The organism is Pseudomonas serbica (assembly GCF_028823535.1).
In the GTDB taxonomy this organism is placed as follows: domain Bacteria; phylum Pseudomonadota; class Gammaproteobacteria; order Pseudomonadales; family Pseudomonadaceae; genus Aquipseudomonas; species Aquipseudomonas serbica.
This window is the reverse complement of the sequence record NZ_JAQIYM010000011.1, coordinates 68789-90621: the sequence shown is the minus strand read 5'-3', so window position 1 is coordinate 90621 and position 21833 is coordinate 68789. Positions and strand designations below refer to the sequence as shown.

The window sequence follows — 21833 nt, the reverse complement described above, 5'->3', positions numbered from 1 at the left end:
GTCGGCACTTTTCCCTAGAAGTGTAATCCTATCAGCGGCTAAGGTCGCGGGGGCTATCCATATAAGGCGTAGACCGGATCGAATCAGGTTTTTTTCGGCCCTTGAAGCTTCAGTTTTTCAGGGGTATCGGGTAGGCGTTCGACCACGGCGAGCTTCTCCGGTACCTGGCGTTTGCGCCAGGCGCGGAAGGCGTTGAGTTCATCGTCGAGGACTTTCATCAGCCAAGCCAGCACGGCGATGTCGTCGATCATGCCGAACACCGGGAGGAAATCCGGAATGGCATCGACCGGGCTGAGAAAGTACATCAGGCCGGCGACGACCGAGACCAGTGCCTTTGGACTTATAGCGCGGTATTCACCTCGCCAATAGGCCAGGCACAGTGCCTGCAACAGGCGCAGATCATCCTTGAGCTTACCCAGTCGGTTCCCCTGGCTGGCAGTTTTACTGGCCACTGCGAACAGCAAGGTCGGCAAGCGCCCACGGGCGAGCAGGCGTCCGGCCAGGGGCAGGAAACGAGCAAAATTCCAGGGTGCTTTCATGACGCCTCCGGCAAGAATGTTATCCACACAAATTGTGGATAACCTTGTGAACAGAGCCACTTTTCATGGCTGAAAGGCCCGTTTCATAAGGGCTGAACTCAGATCGGGCGTTTTTTGCCCATCTAAAAAATCCTAATATTTCATTGACTTGGAGGTCTGCCGAGGGTTAGGCGCGGCCCCCACACTGTCTATGACTTCAGCTTACCGCAACTGTTCGCTTTGTTTAGCCCTGTGCACTGGCTTGTTCAATACAGGCCAGATGCAACAACGCCCCGCATGAGCGAGGCGTTGTTATCAAAGCAGACGCGAATTACTTGGCGGCGTCTTCTTTGGCTGGGTCTTTAATGGCCAGCAGTTCCAGGTCGAATACCAGCACCGAGTTGGCCGGGATCGCCGGGCTTGGGCTTTGCGCGCCGTAAGCCAGTTCGCTAGGAATGTACAGCTTGTACTTCTCGCCGACGTGCATCAGTTGCAGGCCTTCGACCCAACCCGGGATCACGCCGCTGACCGGCAGATCAATCGGGCTGCCGCGCTCGACGGAACTGTCGAACACGGTGCCGTTGGTGAGCTTGCCGGTGTAGTGAACGGTCACTACGTCAGTCGGCTTAGGCTGTGGACCTTCGGCTTTCTTTTCCACTTCGTATTGCAGGCCGGAAGCGGTGGTCACGACACCCGCTTTCTTGCCGTTCTCTTCGAGGAATTTCTTGCCGGCCGCTGCCGACTCTTCGCTCATCTTGGCCATGCGCTCTTCGGCACGCTTTTGCAGCGCGGCGAAGGCTTCGACCAATTCTTCATCCTTCAGCTTCTGCTCTTTCTTGCCAACCGCATCTTCGATGCCCTGGGCAACGGCTTTGGAGTCCAGATCGTCCATGCCTTCCTGAGCCAGGCTCTTGCCCATGTTCAGGCCAATTCCGTAGGAAGCTTTTTGCGCCGGGGTTTTCAGCTCTACGCTGGTTTGCGAGTCGCAACCCGCAAGTACCAGGCTAACCAGGGCCACCGCCGCCGCCAACCGATGCTGTTTCATGCTATTTCCTTGTTCATGCGCCTAAAGGGCAATCGAGTAAAGTCGCGAGCTTATCAGGCGGCCACGACCAATGGCTACCGGCATGAGAGCCGTAAACTGGCGATAAGTTCAGGTGTTTAAACGCATTTCGGCCTGTAGACGATGAAACTTCTGTTATCTGGCCCTCAGTGAGGCCGAACATCTGGCGTAATGGCCTCTTGCCGCTTACCTGGAGCTGGTGCATAACGGCAGGAAAGATCGACAAGGATGGTCTACGTGCGCCTCTTCCTCCGTTTACTGGCTTTGATTGTGGCCCTGGTGGCCCTCGCCCTGGCCGTGGTCCTGTACTACGTCGCCAACCCGAAACTGCCGCGCCACGCGGCCGCGCAACAAGTGCACTACCTGGAGCAATGGAGCGCCGAAGAGCGCCAGCGTTACTATTTCACGCCCCAGGGCACCCAGGTCAAGGGCTTGCGCTACGACTGGTTCACCGCCCTGGAACTGCCCTTTTCGCAGCAACGATTCGCCGCTCCCGACTACCTTGCACGCTTCGGTTTCCTGATCGACCCCGGGCAGAAACCCACGCCTGACAACCCCGGCAACCTGCCGGTGGGTTTTGCCCGGCATCAGAATCCGGGCAGTGCGGATGCATTTCTGGATATTACCTGCGCCGCCTGCCACACCGGTGAGCTACGCCTGAAGGGTCAAGCCGTGCGCATCGACGGCGGTGCTGCCCAGCATGTGCTTCCCTCCAGTGTGCCGACCCTGCAGGGCGGCAGTTTTGGGCAGGCCCTGGTGGCGAGCCTGGTCTCCACCTACTACAACCCATGGAAGTTCGAACGTTTCGCCCGCAAGGTCTTGGGCCCTGACTACGAGGCCGGAAAACAACCTCTGCGCGAAGCCTTCAAGGGGTCCCTCGATACTTTCCTCAAGGTGGCCTGGAACGACACCCATCGCGGGCTGTACCCGACCGAAGAGGGTCCCGGGCGCACCGATGCGTTCGGGCGCATTGCCAACGCCAGTTTCGGCGACGCGATTTCCCCCGCCAACTACCGCGTGGCCAACGCCCCCGTCGACTACCCACAGTTATGGGACATGTGGACTTTCGACTGGGTGCAGTGGAATGGCTCGGCGCAGCAGCCCATGGCGCGCAATATCGGTGAAGCCCTGGGCGTGGGCGCGACACTGAGCTTTTTCGATGGCAATGGCCAGCCACTCAAGGGCGACGATCGATATCCCTCCAGCGTGCGGGTGCGCGACTTGCACCTGATCGAAGAGACTCTGCAACGACTCAAGCCGCCAGCATGGCCGGAAGACTTGCTGGGAGTGGTCGACAAACCGCTGGCTGCAAAAGGTCGCGCGTTGTTCACGCAGAACTGCGCCGGTTGCCACATACCGCAGGTCAGCCCCAGCGCAGGGCGCCCGGTGCAACAGCTGAAAATGCTGCCAGTGGCAGTGATCGGCACCGACCCTGGCGCAGCCAACAATATCGCCGATCATCGCTTCGACCTGACGGCCTTGCAGTGGGACCCGGCCGAGCTGGCGCGGCTGGACGTACAACTGCATCCAACCCCCAGCGAACCCCTCGACCTGAGCCAGCTGTCGGTCGCCAAGGGGCTGGCCTACGTCACCGCATTCGTCGGCAATCGCGCCTATCGCGAGGCCGCCATCACGCCCGCCGAACGCGCGGACATGGATGGTTTCGGCCTGCCGATAGGCGTCCAGGAATTGCGCGCCTACAAAGCTCGACCACTGGCGGGCGTATGGGCGACGCCGCCGTTCCTGCACAACGGTTCGGTGCCGAGCCTTTACCAATTGCTTTCGCCCCAGGACGAACGCGCCACCACCTTTTACAAAGGCACCTTTGAGTACGACCCGAGGCACCTGGGCTACCGCACCGAAGCCTTCGACAATGGGTTTGTGTTCGACACCCGCATCACCGGCAATCACAACAGCGGCCATGAGTTCCGCGCCGGTAAACGTGGCAACGGCGTGATCGGTCGCTTGCTGCAACCCGAAGAACGTTGGGCCTTGCTGGAATATCTGAAAGTGCTGGGCGGCCCCCTGGAGGCGCAACTGCCATGAAATATCTGTGGATGCGTCTGGGCGCTTTTCTCGGCAAAACCCTGTTCTGGATGCTGGGCCTTGGTGTGCTCGGCTGGCTATTGGCGACGGCGTGGTTCGCCTGGCAACAGCGTGGCCCGGTATCAACGCAGGAACTGATTCCCGCCGGCGAAGCCGCGATGACCCAGGACATCATCCAGACCGCGGTGCGCATCGTTGATCAGCACCGCGAAAGCACCCGTTTCCTGCGTGACGCCCACGCCAAGGCACACGGCTGCGTGCAGGCTCAATTGCAGGTGCTGCCGGAACTGGCGGGCGAACTGCGTCAGGGGGTGTTCAGCGAACCCGGCAAGACCTGGCAAGCGACGATGCGCCTGTCCAATGGCAACGCTTACCCGCAATTCGACAGCATCCGTGATGCCCGGGGCATGGCGATCAAGCTACACGACGTGCCGGGCAAGCAACTTCTGAGCGATCAAGCGGATCGAGGCGAACAGGACTTCGTGATGTTCAGTCACCCGAACTTCTTTGTCAGCGATGTCGCCGAGTACCGTCAGAATGTGGCCGCCCAGGCGGACGGCAAAAAGGCCATGGCGTTTTTCCCGAGCCTGGACCCGCGCAGCTGGCAGGTGCGCCATCTGTTTATCGCCCTGGCGACACTCTCCCCTGCCCCGGATAGCCCGACGCGCAGCCCCTACTTTTCGGTTTCGCCCTACAAGTTCGGCGAGGTCAATGCCAAGTTCCGCGTGATACCCGACCCTGACAGCTGCCCGGCCTACGCCCTGCCCGCGCAGAATCAGAAGCTGCCGAATTTCCTGCGTAGCGCGCTGTACCAGCAGCTATCGACCGATCGGATGCCCGCCTGCTTCGTCCTGCAGATCCAGCGCCAGGACGCGAGCAAGTACATGCCGATCGAAGACACGAGCATTGAGTGGCAAGAAAGCGATGCGCCATTCCAGACGGTGGCGCGGGTCAAGGTACCGGCCCAGGACTTCGATACGCCAGCGCAGAACCTGCAATGCGACAACCTGTCTTTCAACCCATGGTTCGGACTGGAGGCCCATCGCCCTATCGGCGGCATCAACCGTTTGCGCAAGGCCGTTTACGAAGCTGTCAGCGACTACCGTCACGCCCGTAATGCCGCTCTGTAGGAGCAACCGGTCGACGCTCGAATGCTCGCGAAAAACTGCAGGGCGCCACGCGGCGTCAGGTATCGCGCGTTATCGTTGACCTCTTTCGCGAGCAGGCTCGCTTCCACAGGAAAACCCAAACGCCAGACAGCAAAAAGCCCGCACTAAGCGGGCTTTCCGTGGTGACCTGGCGTTCAGTGTTCCAGGTTACCGAATATGGCGCAGCGGACGGGACTCGAACCCGCGACCCCCGGCGTGACAGGCCGGTATTCTAACCGACTGAACTACCGCTGCGCGAAACGCTCGAAACGAATGGTGGGTGATGACGGGATCGAACCGCCGACATTCTGCTTGTAAGGCAGACGCTCTCCCAGCTGAGCTAATCACCCTTCGCTTCGTTACGGGACGCATTATGCCACAGATTTTCGTAATGTGTTGATTTAATTGAAGTTTTGTTCAAATAAATCCGAAAACCGGTGAAACGATACAACCCGATGGAACAAGGTACAAACTTGAGGCAGAAAAAAGCCCGCTTGAGCGGGCTTTTCCGTGGTGACCTGGCGTTCAGTGTTCCAGGTTACCGAATATGGCGCAGCGGACGGGACTCGAACCCGCGACCCCCGGCGTGACAGGCCGGTATTCTAACCGACTGAACTACCGCTGCGCTAAACACTTGAAACGAATGGTGGGTGATGACGGGATCGAACCGCCGACATTCTGCTTGTAAGGCAGACGCTCTCCCAGCTGAGCTAATCACCCTTCGCTTCGGTGTGGCGCGCATTCTACGGAGCAGCCCTACCTCTGGCAAGCACTTTTTTAATTAATTTTCTGATGCCTTCCAAAGGCTTAGAGAAGGGTTGGCCTATGACCCGGCGAAGACAATAATGCCCCCCTTTGTATAAAGGAGAGACTCACCCCATGTGGTTCAAAAACCTGCTTATCTATCGCCTGACCCAAGATCTGCCTGTTGATGCCGAGGCGTTGGAGACTGCACTGGCCACCAAGCTGGCGCGTCCATGTGCAAGCCAGGAGTTGACCACCTACGGTTTCGTCGCGCCGTTTGGCAAAGGCGAAGATGCCCCACTGGTGCACGTCAGCGGTGATTTCCTGCTGATCAGCGCGCGCAAGGAAGAACGCATCCTGCCGGGCAGCGTCGTGCGCGACGCCGTGAAGGAGAAAGTCGAAGAGATCGAAGCCGAGCAAATGCGCAAGGTCTATAAGAAGGAACGCGACCAGATCAAGGATGAAATCATCCAGGCCTTCCTGCCGCGCGCCTTTATCCGCCGCTCGTCGACCTTCGCCGCCATCGCGCCGAAACAGGGCCTGATCCTGGTCAACTCGGCCAGCCCGAAACGTGCCGAGGACTTGCTGTCCACCCTGCGCGAAGTGATCGGCACCCTGCCGGTGCGTCCGCTGACCGTGAAGATGTCCCCGACCGCGACCATGACCGAGTGGGTCACCACCCAGAAAGCCGCGGACGATTTCTTTGTGCTGGACGAGTGCGAACTGCGCGACACCCACGAAGACGGCGGCATCGTGCGTTGCAAGCGCCAGGATTTGACCAGCGAAGAAATCCAGCTGCACCTGAGCACCGGCAAAGTGGTCACCCAGCTATCGCTGGCCTGGCAGGACAAACTGTCGTTCGTGCTCGACGACAAAATGGTGGTCAAGCGCCTGAAGTTCGAAGACCTGCTGCAAGACCAGGCGGAACAGGACGGCGGCGACGAAGCCCTCGGCCAACTGGATGCCAGCTTCACCCTGATGATGCTGACCTTCGGTGACTTCCTGCCGGCGCTGGTTGAGGCACTGGGCGGGGAAGAGACGCCGCAGGGGATCTAAAAGCTTTTGATCTTACTGTGGGAGCGGGCTTGCTCGCGAAGGCGGAGTGTCAGTCGATAGTATTGCCTGACACTCCGCCTTCGCGAGCAAGCCCGCTCCCACATTGGTTTTGTGGCGTTGCTTATTAATAAGGATCAGGCCATGCGCGCACTGGCTGCATTAAGTCGTTTTGTCGGTAACACCTTCGCCTACTGGGTACTGATTTTCGCCGTCGTGGCGTTCCTGCAACCGGCTTGGTTCATTGGCCTCAAGGGCGCCATCGTGCCGCTGCTGGGGCTGGTGATGTTCGGCATGGGCCTGACCCTCAAGCTCGAGGACTTCGCCGAAGTCGCCCGCCACCCGTGGCGCGTGGCCTTGGGCGTGGTGGCGCATTTCGTGATCATGCCCGGCGTGGCGTGGTTGCTCTGCCAGGCGTTTCATTTGCCGCCGGAAATTGCCGTCGGGGTGATCCTGGTCGGCTGCTGCCCAAGCGGCACCTCGTCGAACGTGATGACCTGGCTGGCTCGCGGGGACTTGGCGTTGTCGGTGGCTATCGCCGCCGTGACCACCCTCCTCGCTCCGCTGCTGACGCCGGCCTTGATCTGGCTGCTGGCTTCGGCCTGGCTGCCGGTGTCGTTCATGGAGCTGTTCTGGTCGATCCTCCAGGTGGTGCTGCTGCCGATCGTGCTGGGTGTGGTTGCCCAGCGTCTGCTCGGCGACAAGGTTCGCCATGCGGTGGATGTATTGCCCCTTGTTTCGGTGGTAAGCATCGTGATCATCGTCACGGCGGTGGTGGCCGCCAGCCAGGCGAAGATCGCCGAGTCGGGCCTGTTGATCATGGCCGTGGTCATGCTGCACAACAGCTTCGGCTACCTGCTGGGCTACTTCACCGGGCGCCTGTTCAAGTTGCCATTGGCCCAACGCAAATCCCTGGCGCTGGAAGTCGGCATGCAGAACTCCGGGCTGGGTGCAGCCCTGGCCAGTGCGCACTTCTCGCCGCTGGCGGCGGTGCCGAGCGCACTGTTCAGTGTCTGGCACAACATTTCCGGGGCGCTACTCTCAACGTATTTCCGCCGTATGAGCGAGAAAGAAGATGGGCGCACCGCGGCTCGGCAAGCGACTGACTGATACGTGAAAACTTGATCCCCGGGTTAATGCTGGGCACTATATTGCGCAAACGCGAGGACGACCTCGCGGCTCGATCGAGTCATTAACCTGGGGACGACCCCGTCAATCGATGGAGGTCTTCCTTGTCCTGGATCATTCTGTTTTTCGCCGGCCTGTTCGAAGTGGGCTGGGCCGTCGGCCTGAAATACACCGACGGTTTCAGCCGCCCTCTTCCTACGGCATTGACCGTTGCCGCCATGGCCGTCAGCCTCGGCTTGCTTGGCCTTGCGATGAAGGAATTGCCGCTGGGCACTGCCTATGCGATTTGGACAGGCGTCGGTGCCGTCGGCACGGTGATCGCCGGGATCATTCTGTTTGGTGAATCCATGGCGTTGATCCGGCTGGCCAGCGTGGCAATGATCATTGCCGGGCTGGTGGGGCTGAAAGTCAGCGCCTGACGCCTTGCGGTCATCACAAAAAAGCCCGCCCCCTGACGTCAGGGGGCGGGCTTTTTCATGGGGCCTCTACCGATCAGGTTTCGGCCAGTGCCAGGCGCTCACGCGCCACCGGGGCCCTTTCCGAATGCTCCAGCTGCATGCAATGCTCCAGGAACAGGAACATGTAGTCGTAGCTCTTGCACACGGCCTGGCGCAGTTCCACCTGCAAGGCCTTGCTCGGGTTCGTGCCGGCAAGGGTGCAGATGATTTCCAGCGCTTCCCACGGATGGGCATCATCATACTGGGCATGCATCTTCAGCCACTTCATGGCCCGCTTGCGATCCTCCTCGGGGAACGCCGCCGCGTAGAGTCCATTGGAGCAGACTACCGCCGACCACTCACCGGTTGCACCTTCAATGGCGTAGTTGGTGGCGGCAATGGCTACGATCAGCGAATCGGAAGAACTCGTGTGCCAGCACCAATGGCTCAAGGCGTGAAGCTCAGGGGCCACCTGCTGCGCCTGCAGATCCTCCAGGCTGACGCCGTGGGCACGGCTCCAGTTCACCCAGTAGTCGGCATGGTTCAATTCGACACGAATGTTGCGCATCAACCAGCGACGCGCCATGTCTTCGCCGGGGTGGCGGGCAAAACGGGTCTTGGTCAGGTTCTGTGCCATGTATAACGCGAACTGCTCGACCACTGGCCAGCCACCGATCAGGTACTGGCGCATGGTCCGTGCGCTGAGTTTGTTATCTCGCATGCGCTGGTACAGTTCGTGTTCGACAACCCGGCGCTTACTCGCGCTGCAATCCTGAATCAGGCGCTGGGCCCAGGCGGGATAACTTGCAGCTTCCATGAGTGGTCCGGTGCGGTTGAATGTCTCGATCACTGTCGGGCTCCTTTTGATTGTGATTGTTCTGATCAACGAGAGACTTCAACGGAAAGTGCCGGGCGCTTTGAACAACAAGCGCTGTGGCCTGGCTGGACGACTTTGCAAACTATCGCAGGTAAACAGATGCGGGCGTTCAATAACATACCCTTGAGCGTAATCAACCCCGATTTCCAGCAATGCCTGCTCGATCTGGGGCGTTTCAACAAACTCGGCAATCGTACGCTTACCCATGACATGACCGATGTGATTGATCACTTCGACCATGGCGCGGTTAATCGGGTCGTCCAGCATATCCTTTACGAAACTCCCGTCGATCTTCAGGAAGTCTACAGGCAAATGTTTCAAGTAGGCGAACGAGGACATACCGGCGCAAAAGTCATCGAGGGAAAACAGGCACCCTAAGCCTTTGAGTTCATTGATAAACTTAATTGCACTTCCAAGATTTGAAATTGCACTGGTTTCAGTGATTTCAAAACAAATTATTTCAGGTGGTATTTGGTAAGTAATGAACTGTTGACGCAGGAAGTCCAGGAACGCGTCATCTCCTATAGTTGTGCCTGACAGATTAATCGCACACATTGCCAAAGGCCCTTTGTGCTGTTCGGCCATACATTGGGCAATGATCTTGAATACGTTCTGTACAACCCAACGATCCAGCGAAGTCATCAGGCCATAACGTTCTGCTGCCGGAATAAAACTGTCGGGCAATATCATGCGCCCGGCTTCGTCATGCAGGCGCAGTAGAATTTCGATATGCCCGCCGCCCTGCTCGACATGTCCGAGCGGGGCAATTTCCTGGGCGTACAGACAAAAGCGGTCTTCTTCCAGGGCCATGTGCAAGCGCTGTACCCAAGCCATTTCGCCAAAGCGCAAGGACAGTTCCGAATCGTCGGGATGATAGACCTGAACGCGGTTGCGGCCTTTCTCCTTGGCCATGTAGCAGGCCATGTCGGCAGTGCGCAATGAGGCTTCGAGGGTGGTCGGAGTTTGCGCGATATGCACCAGCCCGATACTGACGGTGGTCACGAACGGCCGTCCTTTCCAGACGAAGTGCAAGTTCTGCACGGTCTGACGCAACCCTTCGGCCATTTTCTCGGCTGCCTCCGGCCCACAGTGCTCCAGCAGGATGCCGAACTCGTCCCCCCCCAATCGGGCCAGGGTATCGCCCTCGCGCAAACCCGATTGCAAGAGCGCGCAGATATGCCGCAGCAACTCGTCACCTGCCGCGTGACCGCAGGTATCGTTGACCAACTTGAACTGATCCAGATCGAGGAACATCAAGGCATGGCGCCCCGGCTGTCGCGTCAGGGCCTGCAGAGCCTGCTCCAGGCGAAATTCAAACTCGCGGCGGTTGGCGAGCCCGGTCAGCGCATCATGGGTTGCCTGCCAGGACAGGTTGGCAATGTATTGCCGCTCCTGGGTCATGTCATGCAGCACCAGCACCGCACCGCTGACCTTCCCGGCATTGCGGATCGGCGCCCCGACCAAGGTAACCGATACCGTGCTGCCATCGAGGCGCTGAATGAGCTTGGAGTGTTCGCTGCCACCGCTGAGCTGACCGCTCAGGATGTGCTCGATCAAGGTAAAGCCATCGGCCTGGGCATTGTCGTCCAGCAGGTTGAACAGCGCCGCCAGTGGCACTCCGGTGGCCTGTTCAGCTTTCCAGTGGGTCAAGGCTTCGGCGGCCGGGTTCATATAGGCGATCGCGCCCTCCACCGTCGTGGTGATCACGGCATCGCCAATCGATTGCAGGGTGATTTGCGCCCGCTCTTTCTCCACCTGCAGGGCGTCGGCGAAAGCATGCCGTTGCTTGAGCAGTTTATGCGTACGCAGCAGCGCCAGGGCGATCAGGCCGAGGGCGGTGGCCAGGTTCAACGCCAAGAGCAGCCGCAGGATCATCCGCGAGCCCTCGCCCAGTGCATCGCTGAAGGCCTTGGCCGCGGGCGTCACCTCGTCGTTGATGGCGAATATCTGTCCCTTCCAGCGCTGTATGTCGGCATCGCTGGTCTGCTTGACGCCGATGTGCTGATGCATGTCCCTGGCAACTTCATCGAGTTTGACCAGGTACGCGTCACCCACGGTCCACAGATCGATGGCTTTTTCGAGGAAGCTGAAATGACGGAAGTTGAGGTAGAGCCAGATCAGGCTGGGAACGTCATCGGGATGGTTGCCACCCTTGAGAATGGCCTGCCTGGCCGCCTCGAGATCGGGTGGCTGCTGATCCAGCGCCAGGCGCAACTCGTGCCCTCCCTGAGGGACGGCAATAGCCTCCTGGTACTTGAGGAATTTGCTCTCGTCGCGACTGTCGGCATACAGATTCAGGTAATAGATCGCGTCCTTCTGGCCCTTGGACCACAGGCTTTCACCGGCAACATAGCCGCGGACCGCCGACAATACATAAAGGCTGACGCCACCCAACAGGGCCTGAAATAACACGACGGCGATAAATGGCCAGACGATGCCCAATAGCCGCGGTGTTCCGAGAGTCCGGGTTTGATTCATGGGGTCCCTTGTTTTAGCACTGCCAGATCATCATCCACGTGATCGCTACCGCTAGACTAGGGGGCCTTGTGCATCCCGGCAAGCGATGCCCCCTCCCCACTGCGGGAAACTCCACTCAACCTGCCTTGGCATTGATTCAGTGCTGCTGCAAATGTCCGTAAAGCTTGGCGTATAGACCGCCTTCGGCAATCAACTGCTGATGGTCGCCATCTTCGGCAATCTGCCCGCCATCGAACACCAGCACCCGGTCAGCCTGCTTCACCGCCGACAAACGATGGGCGATGATCAGGGTGGTGCGATGGCTGAGGAATCGCGCGAGCGCCTGGTGCAGGTTGTATTCGGTGGCGGCATCCAGCGCCGAGGTGGCTTCGTCGAGAATCACCACCTTGGGATCGGCCAGCACCATCCGCGCGATAGCCAGGCGTTGGCGCTGGCCACCGGACAAGCGCACCCCGGAACGCCCGACGACGCTGTCCAGGCCGTTGGGCAATTCACGCACCGTGGTGTGCAATTGCGCGATTTCCAAGGCATTCCAGCAAGCCTCGTCACTGCGTTCACGGCCCATGGTCAGGTTCGCGCGCACCGTATCATTGAATAACGCCGGGTGTTGCAGGACCACCGCGACATTTTCCCGCACGGTCTCCAGGCCGATTTCCTGCTGGGTCGAACCACCGAAACGAATAGTCCCGGCCAGCGGCGTGTACAAGCCCAGCAGCAATTGCACCAGGGTGCTCTTGCCGCCACCGCTGGCGCCGACGATCGCGACCTTTTCACCGGGGGCAATCGACAGGTTCATCTGGTTCAGTACCAGTTCGTCACCGTAGCCGAAGCTCAGCCCCTGAACCTCGATACCCACGGTCTGGCGACCAATGAACGGGTCGACACCGCACGGGTATTGCGGCTCATCGGCGCGCGACAGCAGCTCATTGATTCGCGACAGTGCGCCGCCGGCGGCGTAGTAGGCATATTGCAGGTTGAGCAGTTGTTCAACCGGACCGATCATGAACCACAGGTAGCTGAATACCGCGAGCATCTGGCCGATGGACAGGTCGGAGAACAGCACGGTCAACATGGCCGCCGCACGGAAAATATCGATGCCGAACTGGAACAGCAGACCGCTGGCCCGGTTCGAGGCATCGGTTTTCCATTGCGAGTTCACCGCGTAATCCCGTACGTCCCGGGCGCGATGCCCCAGACGACCGAGGAAAAAGCCCTGGCGGTTACCGGCACGCACTTCCTGGATCGCGTCCAGGGTTTCGGTCAACGCCTGGGTGAAGCGCGAGGTGCTGTCGTTCTCGAGTTTCTTCAGGTGCTTGACCCGCTTGCCCAGTTGCACCGTGGCGTAGATCACCAGCGGGTTGAACAACAGGATCAGCAACGCCAGTTGCCAGTGCATCCACACCAGGATTGCCGCAGTGCCGACCAGCGTCAGCATGGCCACCAGGAAACGACTGAGGGTTTCGCCGACGAACTTGTCCAGAGTGTCGAGATCGGTCACCAGGTGCGTGGTCACGGTGCCGCTGCCCAGGCTTTCGTATTCCGCCAGCGAGATGCACTTGAGTCGTTCGATCAGGCGGATGCGAATGCGGTAGACGATGTCCTTGGCCAAGGCCGCAAACAAGCGCGCCTGCACCACGTTGAACAGCAATGCCGCGCAACGCAGGGCCAGCGTCACCACCAGCATCAGGCCAATGTAGCCCGCGGCTTTCTGCCAAACCTCAGGCAGCGCGAGGTTCATGATTTTCAGCGCGGCGTCACCGTGCCCCAGCAACACTTCGTCCACCAGCAACGGCAGGAGCAAGGGAATCGGCACGCTGCACAGTGTCGCCAGCACGGCCACACCGTTGGCGATCCACAGGGATTTCTTGTGATGAAGAGCCAGGCGACGAATTTCTGCCCAGCTCAGCCGGTCGACACGCTTTACGGCTGGGGTGTCGTCGGGCTGGTCATGCACAGGCAGCGCGCTCCAGCCAGCGGCCGAGTAAGGGGGACAGGACACTGAGGGGCTGATAGCCATTGGTCAGCAACGCCAATTGCCCATTGCGTTCCGCCAGCAAGGTCGGGAAACCGGCGATACCCAGGTCCTGGACCCAGGTGAAATCGGCGGCCGTCGCGGCGTGCGTATCGGCACGGTCGAAAGCGGCGGCGAACTCGATGCGCGGCAGCCCGGCCTGCTCCGCCAACTCGACCAGAACGCTGGCGCGGGTGACATCACGACCTTCGGCGTAAAACGCATGCTGGATCAACCCGAGCAGCTTCCATGCGCAATCCGGCGCCAGGCCGCGTGCAGTAACCAGCGCCCGGCAAGCGGGTTCGGTGTCGTAGACGAAGCCGTCGGGCAGCGCCCCTTCAAGCTTGAAGGGTTGGCCGGTGGCCTCGGTCACCGCCTGCCAGTGCTCGAGTATGTAGCGACGGGTGGTCGGCTCCAGCGCCGAACCACTGCCGGTGCGCAAACCACCCACCACCAGGTGTACATCCACGCCGGCGGCTTGCGCCTGCTCGACCAATGCGTTGGCAACCGGCGCGAAGCCCCAGCACCAGGAACACATCGGGTCCATCACATAGAGCAGGCGTGCAGACATGGTTCAGGCCTCGGTGGATGCTTGCTTGTAGTTGTAGCCGATCGGGTGCGGCATGTTGCGAGCCTTGGCCAGTTCGATCTGCTTTTGCCGGTCGATGGCGCTGCGACGGGTTTTCTCGCTCAGCGTATTCCAGCAATGCGGGCAGCTGATCCCGGGCACGTAATGTTCGGACGCGCGGTCGGAGGCGCTGACCGGTGTGCGGCAGGCATGACATTGATCGTAGTCGCCTTCGCTGAGGTCGTGGCGAACCGTCACGCGGTTGTCGAACACGAAGCAGTCGCCCTGCCACTTGGTTTCTTCCTGAGGCACCTCTTCGAGGTATTTCAGGATGCCACCCTTGAGGTGATAGACCTCATCGAAGCCCTCGCTGAGCATGTAGCTCGAGGCTTTTTCGCAACGAATGCCACCGGTGCAGAACATTGCCACTTTCTTGTGCACGGCCGGGTCGAAATTGGCTTTGATGTAGTCAGGAAATTCGCGAAAACTGGTGGTTTTCGGATCGATAGCACCTTCAAAGGTGCCGATCGAGACTTCGTAGTCGTTGCGGGTATCGATCAACAGGACTTCAGGGTCGCTGATCAGCGCATTCCAATCCTGCGGATCGACATAGGTGCCGACCTTTTTGTTCGGGTCCACGCCCTCGACGCCCAGGGTCACGATCTCTTTCTTGAGCTTGACCTTGGTGCGGTAGAACGGCTGTTCGTCGCAGTACGACTCTTTATGGTCGATATCGTCCATGCGCGGATCGTTCTTGAGCCAGGCCATCAGCCCGTCGATGCCTTCGCGGCTGCCGGACACGGTGCCGTTGATGCCTTCTTCGGCGATCAGCAGCGTGCCCTTGATGCCGTTGTCGACCATTGCCTTGAGCAGGGGCTCGCGCAGGGCGACGTAATCTTGCAGGGTGACGAACTTATACAGTGCCGCCACGACAATCTGTTGTGTCATGGGTAAATCTCCAGGTGGCTACCCTCGTAAGGGGTGAACCGGATGCGAAAAAAAACGCGCCGCAGGAGCGGCGCGTTGGACATTCTAACAAATATTACGCCATCCCTGTAGGCGCTGGCTTGTGTAGGAGCTGGCTTGCCAGCGAAAGCGATCTTAAGGACGCCTTCGCTGGCATGCCAGCTCCTGCAACAAGCCAGCGCCACAAGGCGTGTCAGGTTTTGCTACCACCGGCACAGGTCGGCGAGGCCGGAGCCGCGTCGATCTGCGCCCATTCCTCGGGCGTGTAGGTGTGCAAGGCCAACGCATGGAATTCACCCATCAGCTCGCCAAGCGTGGCGTAGACCTTCTGGTGGCGCTTGACCCGGTTCAAGCCTTCGAACTGTGCACTCACCACCACAGCCTTGTAGTGGGTTTGCAGCCCACGACTGTGCATGTGGCTTTCGTCCAGCACCTGCAAATGCTCGGGCTGTAGAAGGCTCAGTGTCGATTCAATGCGTTGTTGCATGGTCATGCCGAACTCCGCTTATGGCTTTTTCTTGGCCGGAGCAGCGGCGCCTTTCGGCTCCAGCTCGGCGGTCATGTCAGCCAGCAGTTTGTTGACCACAGGCACCGCGCTTTCCAGCTTGGCCTGGGTCATCTGGGCCGATTGCTGGGTCAGCTGCGGCATTTTCTCCAGGACTTTCTTGCCCAGTGGCGACTGGTAGAACGCGACCAGATCCTTGAGCTCCGATTCGGTAAAGTTGGTGGTGTAGAGCTTGACCATGTCCGGCTTCAGCTTGTTCCAGCCAATGGCTTGGTCCAGAGCGGCATTGGCCTTGGCCTGATAGGTTTCCAGTACGGCTTTTTTCGACTCGGGGGCTTTGGTTTGCTGGAAGCGCTGGGCGAACATCTGCTGTACTTGCATGTACACCGGAGTGCCCAGTTTGTCAGCGTGCGCCAGGGTCAGGAAAGCCTCGGCACTGGCGTTGTGGCTGGCGGTATCGGCAAAAACAGGGCCGCTGGCGCAGACCAGTGCAACCGCGGTACAGATGGCACGAAGACGAGTCATCGAGTTTCCTTTTCTAGCAGACGAGGTAAAACCCCAAGGACGACCATTCTGCGCCTAAAAAAGTGTGTCGCTCAACCCCAAGCCTTGTCGCACCTGATTTAGAGGGGTTGAATGGGCAGATCCCAGACTGATGGAACCACGGCCGTCGATCACGGCCTAAACTGCGCAATCAGACCTACAGGAGTGTGCATGATGAGCCGAATCGAAACCGATAGCCTGGGCCAGGTAGAAGTCCCGGATGAGGCCTACTGGGGTGCTCAGACGCAACGCTCGCTGGTCAATTTCGCCATCGGCAACGAACGTATGCCGCTGGCGGTACTGCACGGCCTGGCGCTGATCAAGAAAGCGGCTGCACGGGTCAACGACCGTAACGGCGATTTGCCCGCCGACATCGCCCGGTTGATCGAGCAGGCGGCCGACGAAGTGCTCGACGGCGAGCATGACGATCAGTTCCCGCTGGTGGTCTGGCAAACAGGCAGCGGCACCCAGAGCAACATGAACGTCAACGAGGTGATCGCCGGACGCGCCAACGAACTGGCCGGTAACCCCCGCGGCGGCAAGTCCCCGGTGCATCCCAACGATCACGTCAACCGCTCCCAGAGTTCCAACGACTGTTTCCCCACGGCCATGCACATTGCGGCGGTCCAGGCGGTGCAACAGCAGTTGCTGCCGGCCATCAGCGAACTGTCCGGTGGCCTGGCCGAGCTATCGGCCCGCCATATGAAACTGGTCAAGACCGGCCGCACCCACATGATGGATGCCACGCCGATCACCTTTGGCCAGGAACTCTCGGCGTTCATCGCCCAGCTCGATTACGCCGAACGGGCGATCCGCAGTGCGCTGCCGGCGGTCTGTGAACTGGCCCAGGGCGGTACGGCGGTTGGCACCGGGCTGAACTCGCCCCACGGCTTCGGTGAAGCCATCGCCGCGGAACTGGCGGCCCTTTCCGGCTTGCCGTTCGTCACCGCGCCGAACAAGTTCGCCGCCCTGGCCGGCCACGAGCCGCTGACCAGCTTGTCCGGCGCGCTGAAGACCCTCGCCGTGACGCTGATGAAAATCGCCAATGACTTGCGCCTGCTCGGCTCCGGCCCGCGCGCCGGCTTTGCCGAAGTGAAGCTGCCGGCCAACGAACCGGGCAGTTCGATCATGCCGGGCAAGGTCAACCCGACCCAGTGCGAAGCGCTGTCGATGCTGGCCTGCCAGGTCTTGGGTAACGACGTGACCATCGGTTTCGCGGCGAGCCAGGGTCACCTGCAGCTGAACGTATTCAAGCCGGTGATCATCCACAACCTGCTGCAATCGATCCGCCTGCTGGCCGACGGCTGCAGCAACTTCCAGCAGCATTGCATCGCCGGCCTGGAACCGGACGCCGGGAAAATGGCTGAGCATCTGGAACAAGGTTTGATGCTGGTGACAGCGCTGAACCCGCACATTGGTTATGACAAGTCGGCGGAGATCGCCAAGAAAGCCTATGCCGAGGGGCTGACACTGAGGGCGGCGGCGTTGCAGCTGGGCTATCTGACCGATGAAGAGTTCGATGCCTGGGTGAGGCCGGAGAATATGCTGGAGGCTGGGGCCAAGGGCTGAGCTCTTTAGCGCCTGATAGTCCGCTTTCGCGAGCAAGCCCGCTCCCACATTTGACCCGTGCGAGGTTCAATGTGGGAGCGAGCCTGCTCGCGAAGAACGAAAACGCGGTCTAACTGGCCGCCATCCGAATCTTGCGAGCCCGAAGCCCGGCAATCAACGACGGCCCCAACGCCACCAGCGCCGACCCCAACACCACCAGCACCGCTCCGCCATAGCCCAGGCCATTGATGGTCTCGGCGTGCACATACTCCGGCCACCACCAGGCGGCCACGGCCACGGCGGCCAAGGTCACCAGCGGCGTGATAGCCAGGGTCGCACTGACCCGCGACGCCTCCCAATGCGCCAGCGCCTCGGCAAATGCGCCATAGGCAATCAGGGTGTTCATGCAGCACGCCAGCAGCAGCCAGCCTTGTACGGGGGTCAATTGCAGCGCCTCCAGCGGATGAACCCACGGCGTCAGCAACAGCCCGCAGAACAGGTAGATCACCATCATCACCTGCAGCGAATTCCACACGGTCAGCAACTGCTTCTGCCCCAGCGCATAAAACGTCCAGACCGTGGAAGCCAGCAATACCAGCAGCACACCGGCGGTGTAGTCGCTCAACGAGGTCAGCAGTTCACTCAGGCGCTGGTTGAAAAACAGCACGAAGCCGACCAGTAACACCAACAAACCGATCCCCTGCCCCAGACTGAAGCGCTCCTTGAACACGAACACACTGGCGATCAGCAACATGATCGGGCCCATCTGCACCACCAGTTGCGCGGTGCCGGGGCTGAGCAGATTCAACCCCATCAGATACAGCACGTAGTTGCCCACCAGGCCGAGCACCGCCATCAGCACCAGCCAGCCACCGCGCGGCCCGAGCACCTTGTGGCTCGGCAGGCGCCGGGTCGCCGCCAGGTAAATGAACAGGCAACTACCGGACACCATCAGGCGAAACCAGGTCACCGTGACCGGGTCCATCACCAGCAGCACCTGCTTGAGCTTGATCGGCAGGATTCCCCACAACAGCGCGGTCAGCAAGGCCAGGAACAGCCCATAAACCCAGCGACCCGATGAAATGTGCATGCCAACCCCAATCCGGAAACAAGTAGCGCCATTCTAGGCGCTGACTCGCTTGGGACACAGGGACAGTTGAGGCCTGGGCGCGAATGAAACTGTGCAGGTCGCGAGCTGGCTTTACGACTATCTATACAAATCCGTGAAACCTAACGCACCGCCTCGAACAACCCGGTAGCCCCCATCCCGCCGCCCACGCACATGGTGACAATGCCGTAACGCAGATTGCGCCGCTGCAACTCACGAACGAGGTGCCCGACCTGGCGCGAACCGGTCATGCCGAACGGGTGGCCGATGGAAATCGAACCACCATTGACGTTATACCGCTCGTTGTCGATTTCCAGCCGGTTACGCGCGTACAGGCACTGCGAGGCGAAGGCTTCGTTGAGTTCCCACAAATCGATATCGTTAATGTGCAAGCCCTTGGCCTTGAGCAGTTTCGGCACCGAGAACACCGGGCCGATGCCCATCTCGTCCGGTTCGCAGCCCGCGACGGTGAATCCGCGGAAGAACGCCTTGGGCTTCAAGCCCAGCGCCAGGGCTTTTTCCAGGCTCATCACCAGGGTCATGGAGGCGCCGTCGGACAGCTGCGACGAGTTACCGGCGGTGACCGAGCCACCCTCGGCAAACACTGGATTCAGTCCGGCCAGGCTTTGCAGGGTGGTGTCGGGACGGTTGCAGTCATCGCGCCCCACCATGCCCTCGAGAATCTGCACCTGGCCGGTGGCCTTGTCTTCGACCCGGTACTTCACCGCCATCGGTACGATTTCATCGTCGAACAAACCCTGCGCTTGTGCCCGGGCAGTGCGCTGCTGGCTTTGCAGGGCGTACAGGTCCTGTTCTTCGCGGCTGACGTCGTATCGACGTGCGACGATTTCAGCGGTCTGGCCCATCGGGAAGTAGATCCCCGGCACTTGCTCTTTGAGCAGCGGATTGATCAGGTGATCGGTGTTGATGCTTTTCATCGTCAGGCTGATGGACTCGACGCCACCGGCCACGATGATGTCGCTGCAACCGGAGGCAATCTGGTTGGCGGCGATGGCGATCGCCTGCAAGCCCGAGGAACAGAAGCGGTTGAGGGTCATGCCGGCGACGCCGATGCCCAGGCGCGACAACACCGCGACGTTGCGCCCGATGTTATAGCCCTGGGAGCCTTCGTTGGAGCCGGCACCGACGATGCAGTCCTCGACGCTGGCCGGGTCGATGCCGGTACGCGCCAGCAAGGCGTCGACACAATGCGCCGCCATGTCGTCGGGACGGGTCATGTTGAACTTGCCGCGAAAGGATTTGGCCAGGCCGGTCCGCACGCTGTCGACGATCACCACTTCACGCATGGCATACCTCATTGTTGTTGTCGGTTGAAAGTGGACCGAGCATAAGCCCACCCAATAACCCACCGCGACAATCATTCACCCCGCGTATGCGCAACCATCGCCTGACTACTTGCCCCTGCCCTTGCCCTTGCCTTTGCCCTTGTCCGACTGTTCGAACGCGTCTTCCACTGCGCGATTGATGGTGCGCAAGACCTTGACCCGCGCCCAGCGCTTGTCATTGGCCTCAACCAGTGTCCAGGGCGAGATCTCCGTGCTGGTGCGGTCAACCATGTCACCGACGGCGGTGCGATAGTCCTCCCACTTGTCGCGGTTGCGCCAATCGTCCTCGGTGATCTTGAAGCGTTTGAACGGGATGTTTTCGCGTTCCTGGAAGCGTTCCAGCTGCGTCTGCTTATCGATGGCCAGCCAGAACTTGACCACGATCACCCCGGCATCGCTGAGCTGTTCCTCAAAGTCGTTGATTTCGCTGTAGGCGCGCAGCCAGTCCGCCGGGGTGCAAAAACCTTCGATTCGCTCCACCAGCACCCGCCCGTACCAGGAGCGGTCGAACACGGTGAATTTGCCCCGTGCGGGAATATGCCGCCAAAAACGCCAAAGGTACGGCTGTGCCCGCTCCTCCTCGGTGGGCGCGGCAATCGGCACGATGTTGTATTGGCGCGGGTCCAGCGCCGCGGCAACCCGGCGAATCGCCCCGCCCTTGCCCGCCGCGTCATTGCCTTCGAACACCGCCACCAGCGCGTGGCGGCGCATGCGTTTGTCGCGCATCAACCCGGAAAACCTTGCCTGTTCGGTAATCAGTTGCTCTTCATAATCGTTTTTGGCCAGATTCGAGGTGAGGTCGAGGCTATCCAGCAGGTTCAATTGATCGACGCTTGGGAATACGGGGGCGGCGTTGACTTTTTCCGGGTGGATTTTCGGTCGTCTCAGGGCGTTTTGCAGGCCTTCGAGCAGAATTTTCCCCACCACCAGGCTGCGATAATGCGCATCCATGCCGGCGATCACATGCCAGGGCGCATAGTCGCGGCTGGTGCGACGCAAGACGCGTTCACCGTATTTCACAAAGCGGTCATAGGTTTCGGACTGCTGCCAGTCCAGCGGGCTGATGCGCCAGCTGTGCAGCGGGTCATCGGCCAAGGCCTTGAGGCGTGCCTTCATTTGTTTCTTGGACAAGTGGAACCAGAACTTGAAGATCAGCGCGCCTTCGTCGCACAGCATTTTTTCCAGGCGTTCGGCGGCGTTGATACTTTGATCGAACCTTGGGTCCTTGATCACGCCATGGACCCGAGCCTGCAGCATCTGGCTGTACCAGTTGCCGAAAAACACGCCCATGCGGCCCCTGGCCGGGAGCATCCGCCAATAGCGCCAGGCCGGTGGCCGTGCGAGTTCTTCATCGGTTTGCTGATCGAAGGTGCGGACCTCGATCAGGCGCGGGTCCATCCACTCGTTGAGCAGCTTGACCGTCTCACCCTTGCCGGCGCCTTCGATGCCATTGATCAGAATGATCACCGGAAAGCGGCTCTGCTGGCGCAGCTCGAATTGCGCTTCGAGCAAGGCTTCACGCAGGGCCGGGACCTCGGCGTCGTAGGTTTCTTTGTCGATGGCGTGATCGATTTCGGCGGATTCGAACATGGGCAGCTCCCTGGCAGATGTGAGCAAGACTAGTGGATTGACCTCTCCTGCGGGGGAGAAATCCCATTTTCATCGCTGGCGGCGTTGCCGGCCTTGCCATGGATCAAGCACCCCACCCGCGATCGGATAGAATGTGCGCCTTGCCGTGACCGAGCC

The 21833-nt window shown here is 60.2% G+C and carries 18 protein-coding genes and 4 tRNA genes; 6 read left to right on the top strand and 16 right to left on the bottom strand.

Annotated features, from left to right (window positions below; translation table 11 throughout):
• Nucleotides 1–83 precede the first annotated feature (83 nt).
• Both NQL71_RS19230 and bamJ read right to left on the bottom strand, forming a co-directional pair.
• Nucleotides 84–539, bottom strand: a complete 456-nt coding sequence (locus NQL71_RS19230) for a YkvA family protein (protein ID WP_046816072.1) — start codon at nt 537–539, stop codon at nt 84–86.
• A gap of 310 nt (nt 540–849) precedes the next feature.
• Complete coding sequence (bamJ, locus tag NQL71_RS19225) at nt 850–1563, bottom strand: BamJ family beta-barrel-assembly machinery protein (protein WP_077185669.1); 714 nt, start codon at nt 1561–1563, stop codon at nt 850–852.
• Nucleotides 1564–1818: 255 nt separating this feature from the next.
• Between bamJ and NQL71_RS19220 the strand changes: the two genes are divergently transcribed.
• Together NQL71_RS19220 and NQL71_RS19215 are read left to right on the top strand one after the other, a co-directional pair.
• Nucleotides 1819–3627 carry a c-type cytochrome gene (locus NQL71_RS19220; protein WP_274643112.1) on the top strand — a complete coding sequence of 603 codons (1809 nt, stop codon included), beginning with the start codon at nt 1819–1821 and terminating at the stop codon, nt 3625–3627.
• Entirely contained in the window at nt 3624–4757 is a 1134-nt protein-coding gene (locus NQL71_RS19215) for a catalase family protein (protein WP_274643111.1), read from the top strand. Before NQL71_RS19220 ends, NQL71_RS19215 begins: the two co-directional genes overlap by 4 nt.
• A gap of 196 nt (nt 4758–4953) precedes the next feature.
• On the opposite strand, the gene NQL71_RS19210 is transcribed toward NQL71_RS19215, so the two are convergent.
• The 4 genes from NQL71_RS19210 to NQL71_RS19195 all read right to left on the bottom strand — a co-directional run bounded on the left by NQL71_RS19210 (nt 4954) and on the right by NQL71_RS19195 (nt 5495).
• A tRNA-Asp gene (locus tag NQL71_RS19210) sits at nt 4954–5030 on the bottom strand.
• A gap of 19 nt (nt 5031–5049) precedes the next feature.
• Nucleotides 5050–5125, bottom strand: a tRNA-Val gene (locus NQL71_RS19205).
• Between the two features lie 198 nt (nt 5126–5323).
• Nucleotides 5324–5400 (bottom strand) — tRNA-Asp (locus tag NQL71_RS19200).
• A 19-nt stretch (nt 5401–5419) separates the two neighbouring features.
• Nucleotides 5420–5495: transfer RNA gene (locus tag NQL71_RS19195), tRNA-Val, on the bottom strand.
• A gap of 159 nt (nt 5496–5654) precedes the next feature.
• On the opposite strand from NQL71_RS19195, the gene rdgC reads away from it, so the two are divergent.
• From rdgC to sugE, 3 genes are all read left to right on the top strand, one after another.
• Nucleotides 5655–6575, top strand: coding sequence for a recombination-associated protein RdgC (gene rdgC, locus NQL71_RS19190; protein ID WP_008060875.1), 921 nt, complete (start codon nt 5655–5657; stop codon nt 6573–6575).
• A gap of 141 nt (nt 6576–6716) precedes the next feature.
• Entirely contained in the window at nt 6717–7682 is a 966-nt protein-coding gene (locus NQL71_RS19185; RefSeq protein ID WP_046816002.1) for a bile acid:sodium symporter family protein, read from the top strand.
• A 122-nt stretch (nt 7683–7804) separates the two neighbouring features.
• Nucleotides 7805–8119 (top strand): quaternary ammonium compound efflux SMR transporter SugE, encoded by a 315-nt coding sequence (gene sugE, locus NQL71_RS19180; protein WP_046816001.1) that lies wholly within the window; start codon nt 7805–7807, stop codon nt 8117–8119.
• A gap of 73 nt (nt 8120–8192) precedes the next feature.
• On the opposite strand, the gene NQL71_RS19175 is transcribed toward sugE, so the two are convergent.
• From NQL71_RS19175 to NQL71_RS19145, 7 genes are all read right to left on the bottom strand, one after another.
• Entirely contained in the window at nt 8193–8987 is a 795-nt protein-coding gene (locus NQL71_RS19175; protein WP_274643110.1) for an iron-containing redox enzyme family protein, read from the bottom strand.
• Nucleotides 8988–9032: 45 nt separating this feature from the next.
• The gene (locus NQL71_RS19170) at nt 9033–11492 is read right to left on the bottom strand and encodes an EAL domain-containing protein (protein ID WP_046815999.1); all 2460 of its coding nucleotides are present in this window, start codon (nt 11490–11492) and stop codon (nt 9033–9035) included.
• A 136-nt stretch (nt 11493–11628) separates the two neighbouring features.
• Nucleotides 11629–13446, bottom strand: coding sequence for an ABC transporter ATP-binding protein (locus NQL71_RS19165; protein WP_166618623.1), 1818 nt, complete (start codon nt 13444–13446; stop codon nt 11629–11631).
• On the bottom strand, nt 13439–14041 hold the full coding sequence (locus NQL71_RS19160) for a DsbA family protein (protein WP_178134215.1): 603 nt from the start codon (nt 14039–14041) through the stop codon (nt 13439–13441). The genes NQL71_RS19165 and NQL71_RS19160 overlap by 8 nt, the downstream gene beginning before the upstream one ends.
• A 36-nt stretch (nt 14042–14077) precedes the next feature.
• Entirely contained in the window at nt 14078–15019 is a 942-nt protein-coding gene (gene trhO, locus NQL71_RS19155; RefSeq protein ID WP_046815996.1) for an oxygen-dependent tRNA uridine(34) hydroxylase TrhO, read from the bottom strand.
• Nucleotides 15020–15230: 211 nt separating this feature from the next.
• Nucleotides 15231–15530: a BolA family protein gene (locus tag NQL71_RS19150; RefSeq protein ID WP_077185667.1), complete on the bottom strand. Its 300-nt coding sequence runs from the start codon at nt 15528–15530 to the stop codon at nt 15231–15233.
• A 12-nt stretch (nt 15531–15542) separates the two neighbouring features.
• Nucleotides 15543–16067: a DUF2059 domain-containing protein gene (locus tag NQL71_RS19145; protein WP_046815994.1), complete on the bottom strand. Its 525-nt coding sequence runs from the start codon at nt 16065–16067 to the stop codon at nt 15543–15545.
• A 192-nt stretch (nt 16068–16259) separates the two neighbouring features.
• On the opposite strand from NQL71_RS19145, the gene NQL71_RS19140 reads away from it, so the two are divergent.
• Complete coding sequence (locus tag NQL71_RS19140) at nt 16260–17654, top strand: class II fumarate hydratase (RefSeq protein WP_046815993.1); 1395 nt, start codon at nt 16260–16262, stop codon at nt 17652–17654.
• Nucleotides 17655–17763: 109 nt separating this feature from the next.
• Here NQL71_RS19140 and NQL71_RS19135 read toward each other — a convergent pair whose 3' ends face one another.
• The 3 genes from NQL71_RS19135 to pap form a co-directional block, all read right to left on the bottom strand.
• On the bottom strand, nt 17764–18723 hold the full coding sequence (locus NQL71_RS19135; RefSeq protein ID WP_274643109.1) for a DMT family transporter: 960 nt from the start codon (nt 18721–18723) through the stop codon (nt 17764–17766).
• Nucleotides 18724–18863: 140 nt separating this feature from the next.
• A complete protein-coding gene (locus tag NQL71_RS19130; RefSeq protein WP_046815991.1) occupies nt 18864–20048 on the bottom strand; it encodes a thiolase family protein in 1185 nt (394 codons plus the stop codon).
• A 105-nt stretch (nt 20049–20153) separates the two neighbouring features.
• A complete protein-coding gene (gene pap / locus NQL71_RS19125; RefSeq protein ID WP_046815990.1) occupies nt 20154–21677 on the bottom strand; it encodes a polyphosphate:AMP phosphotransferase in 1524 nt (507 codons plus the stop codon).
• Between the last annotated feature and the right edge of the window lie 156 nt (nt 21678–21833).